The organism is Taibaiella helva, from assembly GCF_003545695.1.
GTDB classification, from domain to species: domain Bacteria; phylum Bacteroidota; class Bacteroidia; order Chitinophagales; family Chitinophagaceae; genus Taibaiella; species Taibaiella helva.
The window spans coordinates 17,911-32,060 of record NZ_QUZZ01000002.1 but is presented as its reverse complement, the minus strand read 5'-3'; the positions used below and the strand labels follow the sequence as shown (position 1 = coordinate 32,060).

General features: G+C 52.3%; 10 protein-coding genes. 8 read left to right on the top strand and 2 right to left on the bottom strand.

All coding sequences use genetic code 11. The features are described from left to right. The first annotated feature begins 382 nt into the window (after positions 1 to 382). The 7 genes from DZC79_RS02860 (at position 383) to DZC79_RS02830 (ending at position 11,273) form a co-directional block, all read left to right on the top strand. A complete protein-coding gene (locus DZC79_RS02860; RefSeq protein WP_198666748.1) occupies positions 383 to 5,797 on the top strand; it encodes an Ig-like domain-containing protein in 5,415 nt (1,804 codons plus the stop codon). A 192-nt stretch (positions 5,798 to 5,989) separates the two neighbouring features. Next, positions 5,990 to 7,324: a phenylacetate--CoA ligase family protein gene (locus DZC79_RS02855; protein WP_118950048.1), complete on the top strand. Its 1,335-nt coding sequence runs from the start codon at positions 5,990 to 5,992 to the stop codon at positions 7,322 to 7,324. Between the two features lie 4 nt (positions 7,325 to 7,328). Continuing rightward, complete coding sequence (locus DZC79_RS02850; RefSeq protein ID WP_118950047.1) at positions 7,329 to 7,691, top strand: hypothetical protein; 363 nt, start codon at positions 7,329 to 7,331, stop codon at positions 7,689 to 7,691. 8 nt (positions 7,692 to 7,699) lie between these two features. Further along, positions 7,700 to 8,134: a hydroxyphenylacetyl-CoA thioesterase PaaI gene (gene paaI, locus DZC79_RS02845; RefSeq protein WP_118950046.1), complete on the top strand. Its 435-nt coding sequence runs from the start codon at positions 7,700 to 7,702 to the stop codon at positions 8,132 to 8,134. Between the two features lie 6 nt (positions 8,135 to 8,140). Next, positions 8,141 to 8,740, top strand: a complete 600-nt coding sequence (locus tag DZC79_RS02840; protein ID WP_118950045.1) for an XAC2610-related protein — start codon at positions 8,141 to 8,143, stop codon at positions 8,738 to 8,740. Between the two features lie 18 nt (positions 8,741 to 8,758). Further along, the gene (locus tag DZC79_RS02835) at positions 8,759 to 9,568 is read left to right on the top strand and encodes an alpha/beta fold hydrolase (RefSeq protein ID WP_118950044.1); all 810 of its coding nucleotides are present in this window, start codon (positions 8,759 to 8,761) and stop codon (positions 9,566 to 9,568) included. A 13-nt stretch (positions 9,569 to 9,581) separates the two neighbouring features. Continuing rightward, a complete protein-coding gene (locus tag DZC79_RS02830) occupies positions 9,582 to 11,273 on the top strand; it encodes an acyl-CoA synthetase (RefSeq protein ID WP_118950043.1) in 1,692 nt (563 codons plus the stop codon). Between the two features lie 18 nt (positions 11,274 to 11,291). Here DZC79_RS02830 and DZC79_RS02825 read toward each other — a convergent pair whose 3' ends face one another. After that, positions 11,292 to 11,903: a transposase gene (locus tag DZC79_RS02825; protein ID WP_118950508.1), complete on the bottom strand. Its 612-nt coding sequence runs from the start codon at positions 11,901 to 11,903 to the stop codon at positions 11,292 to 11,294. A gap of 152 nt (positions 11,904 to 12,055) precedes the next feature. On the opposite strand from DZC79_RS02825, the gene DZC79_RS02820 reads away from it, so the two are divergent. Beyond that, on the top strand, positions 12,056 to 12,565 hold the full coding sequence (locus DZC79_RS02820; RefSeq protein WP_118950042.1) for a YdeI/OmpD-associated family protein: 510 nt from the start codon (positions 12,056 to 12,058) through the stop codon (positions 12,563 to 12,565). 65 nt (positions 12,566 to 12,630) lie between these two features. Here the strand turns inward: DZC79_RS02820 and DZC79_RS02815 are convergent, their stop codons facing one another. Continuing rightward, positions 12,631 to 14,112 (bottom strand): FAD-binding oxidoreductase, encoded by a 1,482-nt coding sequence (locus DZC79_RS02815; protein WP_118950041.1) that lies wholly within the window; start codon positions 14,110 to 14,112, stop codon positions 12,631 to 12,633. Positions 14,113 to 14,150: the final 38 nt, after the last annotated feature.

The window sequence follows — 14,150 nt, the reverse complement described above, 5'->3', positions numbered from 1 at the left end:
AACCCATGGTTCTCAAGAGGAAGGACCGAATAACATTAAGGTTCTCAGGTTATCTACACGCTTCATAATCAAAATATCATTACAGAAAGAGGACCTTGAAATATCCGTTCTTGAAAAATAAAAGACGCACTTAAAAAGAGTTTGCGAAGTGTTAAAAAAAAGTTTACATTTGACTTGATTTAGCACTTCGGCCGACCGGCATACTGACCGGTCTTGTTTATACAAAGGGCGCCAGCCCTTAACCAAAGAACCACACGTAACCAAATACGGATAACCAGGCAGGCCTTGGGGCTTGTCCTGATTCTCTTTTGCAGTGACCAAAGGCCCGATTTCCTGCCATAAAACTGCACAACGCAGGAAGGCCATTATTAAACTTATGTCTATGAGAAAAATCGACACTTTCTTCAAAAGTATCTCGAGAAAAAAAATGCCGGCGCTGCTCGCAGCCCTGGCCATGGCAGCATCCGTTTCGCTACGGGCGCAGACGAATATTGCCAATTACAGGCTGGCCAAAAGTTCCAGCACCTATACGCCCATTACAGGAGGAACTGTAGTAGCCAGTGGTGCTTATGACAATGAAGTAAGCGGATCAGTCAGTCTCGGCGGAACTTTTACATTTGGCGGGACCGCATTCACCACTTGCTATGTGAGTGCTAACGGGTATATTACTTTCGGAGCTGCACCTTCAGCTTCAAACTATACTCCTCTGAGCTCATTAGGATCCACTACTGGTGCAATTGCCGCCTATGCACAGGATGCCGGCGGATCAGCGGTATCTGGTGCCAGCCCCGAAGTCAGCTACCTGAATGTGGGGGGGGCGACCGGTGAATTTGTAGTACAATATAAAGATCATGCTAACTATTACGCTACAGCGGCCGAGCGCATGAATTTTCAGATCCGGCTGAACCTCTCAGACAATTCTATTAAAATTGTATACGGCCCCTGCACCTTAGCCAGTACGACTACAGACGGTATAACAGCCCAGGCTGGTCTCAGAGGAAGCACGACCACTTACAGCACCAATGTCAATAACCTTATGATAGGGAATGTTCCTTCCGGAACAACCTGCAACTGGGGTGATGCGATAACCGGAAATGCCAATTCCAGCACATTATTATACTCGTTTAGCACAAATCCAAGCGTAAGCATACCTAATGGCCTGACCTATACCTGGACACCCGGCACTGTGGCTCCCGTACGCGCGTTTGGAGCAGTGACCAATATTTTGGCCAATGCTGCAACGATCAGTTGGACAGCACCTACAGGCGCTACCCAATACAATATCCAATACCGGGCATTGGGTACTTGCGCATGGACTAACCATCCGGGCAACCCAGTAACCGGCACTACAGCAACGCTTACCGGCCTGGCCGCTTTTACCACCTACCAGGTAAGGGTACAAAGTTCAGATGGTACCAATAACGCAATATGGTCCCATATTCCCAATGCAGCAGGAACCGGGAATGGATATACCACTACAGGTACTTTTACTACTTTAGCTACCTGCGGGCTGCCAACAGCTGTTACAGTACCTGCTGCATCCATTAATTCGACACAAGCCACAGTTAACTGGACAGCTCCGACCATCGGTCCACCCACAGGATATAAATGGGAAATCAGGACCTCCGGGGCGGGCGGTAGCGGCCCCACAGGCCTCGCAGCCACAGGCAGTAGCACTACCACAACAGCTACAGCGAATACGCTGACCAGCGCGACGACTTACTCCGTGTATGTAAGAGCGCTTTGCGGTGCATCCGATAGCAGCGGCTGGACTTCCGCAGTTACGTTTACAACATTATGCACCACGCCTGCTCCCGGCGCGACCGTTGCTTCAATATCCAGTGGCCTCTGTGCCGGGGCCAATGTGTCTTTTTCACTTGCTGCAGCTACTCCCGGACCTGGCGTTACCTACCAGTGGCAATCTTCCCAGGATAATGTGACCTATACCAATGTATCCGGAGCGACTGCCGCCACCTATACCGGCCCCGCAGCAGCCAATTACTACCGTTGCATGGTTAAATGCGCTGCCAGCCCAGACAGTACAGCATCTACGCCTGTGCAACTGATTTATAATAACAACATTGCTTCTGTAACCAATAACCAACGATGTGGCGTAGGAACAGTGGTGCTGCAAGCCACCGGCTCTACAGGCGCAACATTAAGCTGGTATGCGGATCAGACATCTACAACCGTACTGGGTACTGGCTCCAGCTTTACAACACCTACCATTAGTACCACAACGCCATTTTATGTCAGTGCAGCATCACCTGTACCCGGTACTGTGACTATGGGAACAGGAACTTCGGCTACCAGCTCGACAGACTACCCTAATCCGCTGAGCGCCTACTATGGAGGAACCAAGCACCAGATGCTGTTCCTGGGTTCCGAGCTCCAGGCCCAGGGCCTGCTGGCCGGCAATATTACCAGCATCGCCTTCGACGTATCTGCAGTAAACACTACCGCTACCTGCAACGATTTTACCATAAGAATGGGCACAACCAACGCTACCGCCCTGTCCGGGTTTGTTACAGGAACAGTACCGGTGTATAATGCTTCCTTTACGCCAAGCGTAACCGGTATCGTAACATTCACCTTAACCACTCCCTTCAACTGGGACGGATCCAGCAACATTATCGTGGAAACGGTGCATAACCAGGGCAACACCGGCAATGGCAGCGGTACCAGAACCCGCTATACCACTACTTCATTCAACAGTGTCTTCGCGCGTTATGCGGACAACGTTACGCCTGCCACTGCTGCCGGGTTCGATGCATCGACCTCTACCAATACGATTGCCTCAGCTAACAGACCCAACATTGTCTTCGGTGGACAAAAAGCCTGTAGCAGTCCCAGGATGAAGGTGACAGCTACCGTAAACGCGCCGCCGGCATTTGCCATTACACCCAACAAGACCGTTTGCAACAATGTTGCGACCGCCCTTACGGTAACATCAAATCAAAGCAGCTTCAATAATTACACCTGGAGCCCGGCTACCAACTTATATACCGATGTCAATGCTACAGTAGCCTATGTAGCCGGCGCGAGCGCAACAACCGTATACCACAAATCAGCCGCAACAGGTGTCACTACCTACACGGCTACCGCTAATAACACTACAACCCAATGCGTGGCCCAAGCTACGATTGATGTAACGATACTGCCGGCTGCTGCTACTGCTATTGCAACACCGTCATCCATTTGTAATTCCGGAACGACCACATTAGCCCTTAGTCCCGCAACAGGATATGGCGCGGCTACCTTCCGATGGCAGTCATCCATGAATAATATAGTATTTGTAGATACCAATGGTACTGCTGCGACCTATACTACACCTACTTTAACCAGCACCCGCTATTACAGGGCAGTGGTTAAGAACAGCGATGGCGCTGTTTGCTTCAATTCAACGCCTGATACAGCTTTGGTCAATATTCCAGCAGTAACCGGTACCACGCCCGGAACGCGTTGCGGTCCCGGTGTAGTAAACCTTTCTGCCAATGTAAACCCTGGCGCGACAACCGCGTGGTTCACCTCAGCCACGTCAAATGTCCCGGTAGCCACCGGCAGCACTTATGCACCAAACGTGACTACGACAACCAATTATTGGGTTGCGGCCAGGATGTCGGGCACAAGTAGCGGCATAGGCAGCAGCACCATAGGCAACGGCACGTCGACCACGACCTCAACCGAAGAGCTGACAGCCTTCTGCAACCGCAGACAGAACTACCGGATGCAGATCATTTTCACCGGCGCAGAGCTTGCTGCTGCAGGTATTCCTGCCGGCAACCTGACCTCGATCGGCTTTAATATTACCGATGTCGGTGATGCGGCCAGCAACAATAATTTCGTTGTAAAAATAGGTACGACCTCACAGTCGTCGGCTACCACAACCTTTATTACCTCCGGGCTGAATACCGTCTACGGCCCTTCTACCTATACCCATGCGGTAGGCCAGAATACGATCAATTTCACAACACCTTTCCCCTGGGATGGCACGGCCAATATCGTTGTAGAGATCACCCATGATGGCATTGACGATATAGACAATGCTACCACTTATTACACAACTACCACCAACAGCATGACCTGCTTTGGATACAATACGCCAACCAGCGCAACAACTTCCACCAAGCGGTTCAATACGACCTTCGGCCATACGCTTCCCTGTGAAAGCCCTCGCCAGCAGGTAACCGCTACCGTTAACCCCCTGCCCACCATTACCGTTGCACCTGCCGGACCTGTAACCATTTGTTCCGGTACCACCACTACCCTTACCGCTACCGGCGGTGGCAGCTACCAATGGAAAAACGCCGCCGGCAACATCGGCGGCCAGACCAATGCTACCTTCACTACAGGCAATGCAGGCACTTATAAGGTTGTTATTACTAACCCAACGACCGGTTGCTACGACAGCTCTGCTGCTATCAACGTTACCGTTAACCCGCTGCCGGTAGTGAACCTGGGCAACGACACCACTTTTTGCTCAGGCAATACGCTGACCCTGGATGCCGGCAATGCCGGCGCTGCCTACCTGTGGAACGATAACAGCACCAACCAGACCAAAGCAGTTAGCAGCACCGGGACCTACACTGTAAAAGTGACCAATAGCAGCAACTGCTCCAAATCCGACACGATCAAGGTAACGGTGAACCCCACTCCCGTGGTTGACTTGGGCAACGATACCAATCTCTGCCTCGGTGTGAACTATGTGCTGGATGCCGGCAATTCCGGAGCTTCTTTCCTCTGGGATAACGCTTCTACAGCACAGACCCGTACCGTGACCAGCACCGGCACTTATTATGTTAGGGTGCGCAACAGCTTCAACTGTACTGCACGCGATACAGTTACAGCGACCTTCCTGCCGACACCGGTAGTGAATCTCGGCGCCAACCGTGATATCTGCGCCGGCGCCAGCGTAACCCTGGATGCCGGTAACCCGGGCGAGACCTATCTCTGGGATGATAACTCAACCAACCAGACCCGCACAGTAAATGCCACCGGCACCTATCACGTGACGGTAAGCAATATCGCGAACTGCCGCGGCCGCGATACAGTAAGCGTGACCGTACACCCGCTGCCCGTAGTGAACCTCGGCAACGATACGGTATTCTGCCATGGCAATACCCTGACCCTGGATGCCGGCAATCCCGGCGCCAGCTACCGCTGGAATGACAACTCCACCAATCAGACACTGATTGCCGGCAATACCGGTACTTACAGTGTTGTGGTAACCGATGGCTTCGGCTGCATAGGCACCGATGCGATCGACATCCTGGTTAAAGATCCGCCCAGCGGCAACATTAACGCGGTCTACAGCGACAATGCTACTTATATATTCAATGTATTGAATGCACGTTACGTATCCGGCTACACCTGGGATTTCGGCGACGGTTCTCCCAGGGTAACAGGCGCTACCGTACAGCACCAATATGCACAGAACGGTATCTATACCGTTACCGTATTGCTCTCCGGCGAATGCAGCGACAGCCTGGGCAAAAGCCGTACCGTTGATGTATTCGATGCAGCAGGCGGAACCGGTATCCCGCAGGTTAAAGACAGCAGGGATCTTCTGCTCTACCCCAACCCTGCCAGGGATATCGTAACGCTGGAAAACAAGCATAACCTGAAGATGAAGCACATCACGGTTTACAATGTCATCGGTCAGACCATTACGAATAGTGCAGCCGACAGCGGAGATAAGCATATCCTTCATACCCAGACCTATGCTCCGGGCGTATACACCATCCGCATCGAAACGGATAAAGGCACAGTGATCCGTAAATTCGAGATCATGAAATAACTCCGGGAAACCGGCACCCCGCAAAAGGGCTGTTCCGTTTGGAGCAGCCCTTTTGCTATCAGCAGGTTCCTGATCATCAGGATTTTTTTTACTTAACAAAAATCAAATAATAGGCATGTCCTTCTTCTTTACACAAAAGAAGGCAGGATCGTCCTGCGTTTTCCGTTAACTTTAGGCAACAAAAGCTTTTACATGTCCTTTTTCAATAGAGAAGCAGAGACCATGAGCCTCAGCCAGCTCCGCCGGCTGCAGAACGAACGGTTGCAGGATAAGGTCAACCTCCTGTACAACAGGGTTGCCTTCTACCGGGAGCTGATGACTGCGCAGGGACTGGTTCCCGGCGATATCCGGACGACAGAAGACTTATATAAGCTGCCTTTCACCAAAAAGGACGCCCTGCGCCAGCAATATCCCTTTGGCTTATTTACCTGCTCACGCAGCGAAGTAGCCCGCCTGCACTGCAGCAGCGGCACCACGGGTAAGCCCATCGTGGTCGGCTATACACTCAATGATGTAGACCTCTTTGCCGAGGTCGTAGCCCGTTCCCTGTCTGCAGCCGGCTGCAGGCCCGGTATGCTGCTGCAGAATGCCTATGGCTATGGCTTGTTTACCGGTGGCCTCGGCCTGCACTACGGCGCCGAAAAGCTGGGCATGACTGTATTGCCGATCTCCGGCGGCGGAACCGAAAAACAATTGATGCTGATGCAGGACTTCCAGAGCGAAGTGATCTGCTGCACACCGTCTTACGCTTTAACGCTCGCCGAAGAGATCCGGAAAAAAGCGATCGACCGCAGCCGCATCAACCTGAAGTACGCCGTGCTGGGCGCAGAACCCTGGACCGAAAGCATCAGGGCTGCTGTAGAAGAAGGCCTGGGCGTGACCGCTACCAATATTTACGGGCTGAGCGAGATCATAGGCCCCGGCGTATCGCAGGAAGATTACGAGGAAAAAGGCAGCGGCAGCTACATCTGGGAAGACCACTTCTATCCGGAGGTCGTAGACAAGGATACCGGCGAGCCCCTGCCCTACGGCGAGCAAGGTGTGCTGGTATTTACTACCTTAAGCAAAGAGGCCATGCCCCTGCTGCGCTACTGGACCAACGACATTACCAGCATTTACTACGACAAAAGTGCTAAACGGACCCATATCAAAATGGCGCCTATTGCCGGCCGTGCCGACGATATGCTTATCATCAGGGGCGTGAACCTGTTCCATACACAGGTGGAAGCGGTGCTGGAACACATTCCCGAACTGAGCGCCAATTACCAGTTGGTGGTCACCCACAACGGCACTATGGATGAAGTGGAAGTAAAGGTAGAAGCCGAAGCGAGCCTGTTCGAAGCCCTGTCGCGCGAACACACAGAGGTGCTCGAATGTGAACGGCTACGTACAGCTATGGCGCACCTCAGGAAAAAGATCAAAGACGACATCGGGCTCTCGATGAATGCCAGCCTAAGCGAACCGGGCGCTATTCCCCGCAGCGAAGGCGGAAAGCTCAATCGTATCGCTGACCTCAGAAAACATTAAAATAATGTACCACGAACAAGAAGCATTACGAGCGCTGGCTGCCGACACAGCGTCCTTCGGTACAGCGCTGGCAACCGCTGTTGCCGTGAAGCTCCGTTCGGGGCATTACCTGGGCTACGGCCATCGCGACTACTGTGGCATGGGTATGGACTACAGTGAAGATCGTTATCGCTATGGCGAGATCTGGGACGGCTACCTGGAGCCTCAGCTTTCATTCCCCGGTCAGCAGGACTTTATTGCCTGGCTGGCGGCCCAGTCTACCGCATCCCTCGCCCGGCTCGACGATGAAGACTTCTACCAGGGCAACCAGGTTATTACAAGAACAAGGCTGGAAGCCTTTCTTACACAAACTTCATTATCTCTTTAGCACAACAAATGGAAGCACAGCTGACACCACAGGAAGTACTGGATATCATGATCGCCCGCGACCGCTTCACGGCCTGGCTGGGCCTGCAGGTAGATGAAGTAGGCCAGGGCTATTGCCGCCTGCACTACCAGGTGAGGGAGGACATGCTCAACGGCTTTGAACGCATTCACGGTGGCGTATTGTTTTCTGCCTCCGATTCAGCCTTTGCCTTTGCCTGCAATTCCCACGGCCTCATTACGGTTGCGCTCGACGTGTCGATCACCTTTACCCGGCCGGCGCTTGCAGGCGATAAGCTATTTGTCGAAGCGCGCGAAGTGCACCTGGGCAATAAGACCGGCCTGTACGACATCCGAACAACTAACGAAAAAGGAGAGCTGGTATGCCTGTTTAAAGGCACTGCCTACCGCACTTCTGTTAAGGTAACGCCCGGCCCGGTAAACTAATCCATGATGAGACACCTGCTCCTGCTGTTGCTGCTTATACTATCCCTGCAAGTGCAGTCCCAACAGCGTTATGAACAATTCCGGGGAAAAGGCCGCCTGTTCTCCGTTGCCATCGACGACAGCGCTCACCTTATCGTTACCCGGAATGCAGACGGGAAACGCCTCCTGGACGAATCGCTTTCCGATTATGATGCCGGCATACGGCTCGGCGATACCAGCTATGGCGCACCTTATTCTATATGGGACATCAATTTCGATGGCTATGACGATCTTTCCTTCCCTTCGGTCAGCGGCAATGTGCAGCGCTTTGAAGCAGTGTACCTGTACAATCCTTCCCGGAAAACACTGGACTATAACGAGGACCTGAGCGATGTTGCCTGCCTCAGGGTCGATAAGGAACGCCATCGCATTACCGGTATCTGCTTTCATTCCAGCGCTGTAGAGAACTGGACCGAGACCTATAGCTGGCAAAAGGGTAAGCTGGTATTGATAGAAAGAGAGGGCACAATGCCCTGTCCGCCAGGCCAGGATTGTTATTATACCTACAAACAAAAAAGAATCAAAGGCAGGATGGTTTATGTTTATAAAGACAGGAACGAGCGATAAGCCTTTACCCATATTTTCATGACTACTGCCTATCAGAACAGGAAGATCCGCCTGGGCGACTTCGATCTTAACATAACCTACGAACCTGCAGAGAACAGCCGCGGTACGATCATGTTCCTGCACGATTCGCTGGGCAGCGTCAGCCTTTGGCGCAGCTTTCCTTCTGTACTCGGGCAAGCCACAGGCTGCTCTGTGCTGCTCTACGACCGGCGGGGATACGGCCTGTCCTCCCCTTTTGCCCCGGATTACCAAAGGCAAACGGATTATATGGAGACCGAAGCTGAGCTGCTGATCGCCTTAATGGAAGCCTGTTCCATTAAACAGCCTATTCTCTTCGGACATAGCGACGGCGGGACCATAGCCCTCCTCGCAGCAGCAAAATACCCGGCAGCGGTTAATTCCGTTATTACAGAAGGAGCGCACATTTTTGTCGAAGACCTTACCCTCGACGGTATCGAAAGAGCAAAGGAACAGTGGGCCATCACCTCGCTGAAAGAGCGGCTGGAAAAATACCACGGCGACAAGACCACGGCCATGTTTAATGCCTGGACCGAAACCTGGCTGAGCCCGGGATACCGGGACTGGAATATCGAACATTTCCTGCCGCAGATCACCTGCCCCGTGTTGGTGATACAGGGCGCCGAAGACGAGTATGGTACCCTGGCACAGGTAGATGGCATTGTACAGCAGGCATCGGGTCCGGCAGAGCGTTGTATTGTGGTCAATGCCGGCCATTCGCCGCACAAACAAAGCGAACTGTGGCTGGCCGAACGTTGTTATACCTTCCTGGAGCAGCAGGGCTGCCTGGAACATTTACCGGAATCTTAAATTATCTGCGATCATGGAGTCATTATTCAGGGAAGTACGCCGGCTGATCGCCGCAAAAGATTTTGAAACGCTGGCACAGCTGGAGCTTACCACACCGGCATCCTTTAACTGGGTGCGGGAAGTATTTGAAAATATTCACGTAAAAGAGACGCCCGATGCCACAGCCCTGCTGTGGACCGACGGCCGGCAGACCCAACGCTATTCTTTCCGGGATATCAGCATGCTGTCCAACCAGCTGCTGAATTTTCTGCGGAATAAAGGCATCCTTCAACACGACATCATGCTGACCCAGATGGCCCTGCAGCACAGTAACTGGCTGGCCATCGTAGCGGCCATCAAAGGCGGATTCCGTATGATACCTGCTGCCACCATACTCGGCGTGCAGGACATCGTGTACCGTTTCGGTAAGCTGATGCCCAAAGTAGTAATTGCCGATGCCGCCAATGCACCCAAGATCGACGAAGCGGAAAAGCTGTCGGGACAGCAGGTAGTGGTCAAGCTGATTGCCGAAGGCACACGCCCAGGCTGGTATTCGCTGGAAGATGTTGCACGGGAAAGTATTGAGGCAGAAGCCGCGCCCACGCTGGCCGATGACCCCCTGTTTCTCTTCTTTACGTCGGGTACCACCGGCATGCCCAAAGTAGTGACCCATACGCAGCTCAGCTATCCCTTCGGCCACCTGACCACGGCTTCCTGGATCGGACTGCGGCAGGATGATATTCATTACAACATCTCGCAGCCCGGCTGGGCCAAGTTTGCCTGGAGCAGTGTTTTTGCGCCCTGGAGTATTGGCGCTGCGATATTTGCCTATCACCAGGAGGGCCGTTTCAATGCCCGGGATACGCTGGCCATGATCGAGCAGCATGGGATCACCACTTTCTGCGCGCCACCCACGGTGCTGCGTATGCTGATCCTGGAAGACCTCAAAGCTTACCGCTTCCGTTTCAGGGAATGTGTGGCCGCAGGCGAGCCACTGAACCCCGAAGTGATCGAAATATGGAAAGAAGGTACCGGCATGCTCATCCGCGATGGCTTTGGTCAAACTGAAAGCACCTGTATGGTAGCAAACCTGCCTGGCAAGCCGGTTAAGTTCGGCTCCATGGGCAAACCCACCTTCCTGTACGATGTCGTGATCGCCGACGAGAATGGTAATATTTTACCCGACGGCGAAGAGGGCAATATTTGTGTACGTACCGGTAACGGCAGGCCCAGCGGCATTTTCAAAACCTATTTCGACGATGCGGAGAAGGCAAAAGAAGTATTCCGTAACGGGCTGTACTATACCGGCGATAAGGCCTACCGCGATGAAGACGGCTATATCTGGTTTGTCGGTCGCGATGATGATGTGATCAAATCGTCGGACTATCGCGTAGGGCCCTTTGAAGTAGAAAGCGTATTGCTGGAACACGATGCGGTGCAGGAGTCGGCGGTTGTCGGCAGCCCGCATGCCGTCAAGGGTTATGAGGTGAAAGCCTTCATCGTTCTTAATACGGGCTATGAAGCCGATGAAGCCTTGGCCAGAGACCTCTTTGCTTTTGCCAAAGAAAACCTGGCGCCCTATAAAATGCCACGCCTGCTGGAATTCGTGACCGAATTGCCCAAGACGATCAGCGGCAAGATCCGGCGCGTCGAGCTGCGGGCACAAGAAGCAGAAGCCAAGGCGAAAGGAATACAGCCGGAACAGGAATATGGGTATGTACGGTAACCGGAATGTCTGGGAAACCTATTTATAAAATTTATCCTTTTGCCAGTTTTCGGGGTTATTGCGGATGTACGCACTGATGCGTTGATATTCCTCGTAAGACCTGATAATATGATCGTGAAAACGTGCTTGCCAGCGAAAAGAAATGCTATGCTCCAGTGCATAGCTTGTCACTGCAGACTTATACCCACGAAGCACCGAAGCAAGGTTATGAGATTGTGGACCGAAACGATTGCGATTAAACGCTACATGCTCGTTGTACTGGTTAGGGCCGATCCCCAGGATACCATGTATATGATTTGGCATAACAACGAATTCGCCGGTTTGAAGGCACATATCCTTTCTTAATGCCACCGTTTTATACCATTCTTCTTCGGCAATCCTCCCTAACGCCGACAGCTGCATGTACTGCCGTGGGAGAATACTCTTGTCCTGTTCTTCTGATGTGATGCTATCCTCTTTATCTTCCAGACGCCAGCATGGCGTCTCTACAGAAGGGATAATAATGTCTCCGAAATAATGTTGTCTTCCCGCGGTGCATATCGTTACAAAATACATCCCCTCATTGCCATAATTCCATGTCGACAACCGGGCTGAGGGAATCCTGTATCTATTTTGATAAAGATATGTCATATTGTATTTCCAATTACAAAATACATTGTAGAGACGCGATGCTCGCGTCTCCCCCCTGAAGATACCAAATATTAGCATGATTGATTTGATCCGCACGGCACCGGCACATCATCAAAATAAAATCTATTTTAGTTGTTGGAAAGACCATACATATGACCACCTTTACCACCACCATACACCAGTTTGCAGACGCCGGCGACAAAACCGGCTGGACCTATATAGAGATACCAGCCGATATCGCGCAGGCGCTCTTTCCCGGCAATAAGAAAGCCTTCCGCGTAAAAGGAAAGCTGGACCACTTTGCAATCAGCAGCGTTGCGGTAATGCCCATGGGCGACGGCAGCTTTATAATGGCGATCAATGCCGCTATGCGCAAAGGCATCGGCAAGCGCAGGGGCGCTATGCTGAAAGTGAGCCTGGAAAAGGATGACAGGCCGCAGGAAATTGTTCCCGAGCTGCTGGAATGCCTGGCCGATGATCCGGAGGCCCTCGCCCACTTTCGTTCGCTGGCGCCATCGCACCAGCGCTATTTCAGCAAATGGGTAGATGATGCGAAGACCGAGCCGACCAAAGTAAAGCGCCTCGCGCTCTGCCTTTCAGCGCTCTCCCGGCACATGGGCTACAGCGCCATGATCCGCGAGCAGCAGGGGAAAAAGGGGTAAGGTTAGATTTTAGAGATTAGATGTTAGATATTAGAGCATTTAGGGCAGGTTTCTTGTGACTTATTTCAGACCCTGATGCTTTGGGGATAATGGAAAAGATCATCCTTATCGTACTTCCGCTTTACTTCCTGTAAACGGCTGTAGTTATCGCCATAATAAGCCTTCTCCCAATCTTTGAAATTAATATCGGGATAATTCCGGTAATGCGCCTTGATACCGGCATTATGGAATAAGGTCTGTATCTCTTCAAAAGCCTTGACCAGCCCGGCTTCCTGGCTCTCCTGCTCCCAATAGGCCTGCAGCTCGCCCAGGTAGGGCAGCTGGCGGTGCGGATAGCTGGAAGCGTTTTCTAAGTCAGCATCGGCGATCCTGCCCCCCAGCGTATTCACCTGGAACACGATACCGGGATGGCCCGCGACGAGGTTGAACAGCTCATCTTTCATTTGAAGGATGTCGTCTTTGCCTTTGTAAAGGCCTGAAGACGCATTCTTGAAATAGATAGGTCCTTTACGTCCATAGTAGCGCTTCATCGCTTTCGGCAGATCAGCATTGAGCGTAGGGCTGGTGCTGTCGGCCAGCGCAGTTAGCGGCGCGATCCGATCCGCAAAGCCGGCAATGCTTTTATAAGCAGTAATCAGCACCGTCAGGGTTTTCCCATTCAGCACATAGGCTGCAAAGGCTTCTTCGGGCAATTGCCCGCTGACATCGAACCAGGCGCTCAGCGAGCTTGCAAACCGTTCAACGTTCATGTTGCGGAACTTGAGCACATAGCTGTCAAAGGTCGGCGGCATATCGTAGGTCTTAAAGCGGAAGGAAGTGACCACGCCGAAATTGCCATTGCCACCACCTTTGCAGGCCCAGAGCAATTCTTTATCATCTTTGGTACTACGAACATTCCCATCAGCATCGACCAGTGTCAGCTCCAGCAGGCTATCGCAGGTAAGCCCGTATTTACGGCTGAAGAAGCCATAGCCGCCACCGAGGGTCAGGCCGGCGATACCTACCGTACCGCAGGAACCCGAAGGCAGCAGCCGCTTACGGGGAAAGAGCGCGCCCTGTATCTCTTGGAGCAGGCATCCCGGCTGCATCAGCACCTCGCCGTTGTCCAGCCAGCTGATCTTCTTCATCAGGGACACATTCACGACCATACCGCCATCGTTGGAAGAGAAGCCTTCAAAGCTGTGCCCGCCGCTTTTTACCGCCACCTTCAGGCTTTCGGCTTTTGCTTTTTGTATGGCATATTGCACGCCCTTTTCCGTACGGCATACAGCGATGTATTTGGGTAAATGCTTTATTCTTTTGTTGAACGCCATGTTGAAGCCGGCATAGCGCTGGTCGTCGCGGGTCAGCAGTAATATATCCTCATCGCTTACCTTGCTCTCACTGCCTTTGGCTTCTTCAGGCTTACCTTCTTTCTTCTTCTGACCAGCCTCTGCTGACTGCTCGCTGTCGCTGCTGCTCTGGCTGAAGCAACTCATAAAAGGCAGAAAAGCCAGGCCCAGGCCCATCATCTTCAGGAATTCTCTTTTGGTATAGGTCTTGGACATATCGTTTTGTTTCAGGTTAAGGTATCAATGGGTAAAAA

Excerpts from the sequence above, each read along its gene's own strand:
- DZC79_RS02855 (WP_118950048.1), top strand. The coding sequence starts at position 5,990 with ATGTCCTTTTTCAATAGAGAAGCAGAGACCATGAGCCTCAGCCAGCTC.
- DZC79_RS02860 (WP_198666748.1), top strand. The coding sequence starts at position 383 with ATGAGAAAAATCGACACTTTCTTCAAAAGTATCTCGAGAAAAAAAATG.
- DZC79_RS02825 (WP_118950508.1), bottom strand. The coding sequence starts at position 11,903 with ATGACATATCTTTATCAAAATAGATACAGGATTCCCTCAGCCCGGTTG.
- DZC79_RS02835 (WP_118950044.1), top strand. The coding sequence starts at position 8,759 with ATGACTACTGCCTATCAGAACAGGAAGATCCGCCTGGGCGACTTCGAT.
- DZC79_RS02850 (WP_118950047.1), top strand. The coding sequence starts at position 7,329 with ATGTACCACGAACAAGAAGCATTACGAGCGCTGGCTGCCGACACAGCG.
- paaI (WP_118950046.1), top strand. The coding sequence starts at position 7,700 with ATGGAAGCACAGCTGACACCACAGGAAGTACTGGATATCATGATCGCC.
- DZC79_RS02840 (WP_118950045.1), top strand. The coding sequence starts at position 8,141 with ATGAGACACCTGCTCCTGCTGTTGCTGCTTATACTATCCCTGCAAGTG.
- DZC79_RS02815 (WP_118950041.1), bottom strand. The coding sequence starts at position 14,112 with ATGTCCAAGACCTATACCAAAAGAGAATTCCTGAAGATGATGGGCCTG.
- DZC79_RS02820 (WP_118950042.1), top strand. The coding sequence starts at position 12,056 with ATGACCACCTTTACCACCACCATACACCAGTTTGCAGACGCCGGCGAC.
- DZC79_RS02830 (WP_118950043.1), top strand. The coding sequence starts at position 9,582 with ATGGAGTCATTATTCAGGGAAGTACGCCGGCTGATCGCCGCAAAAGAT.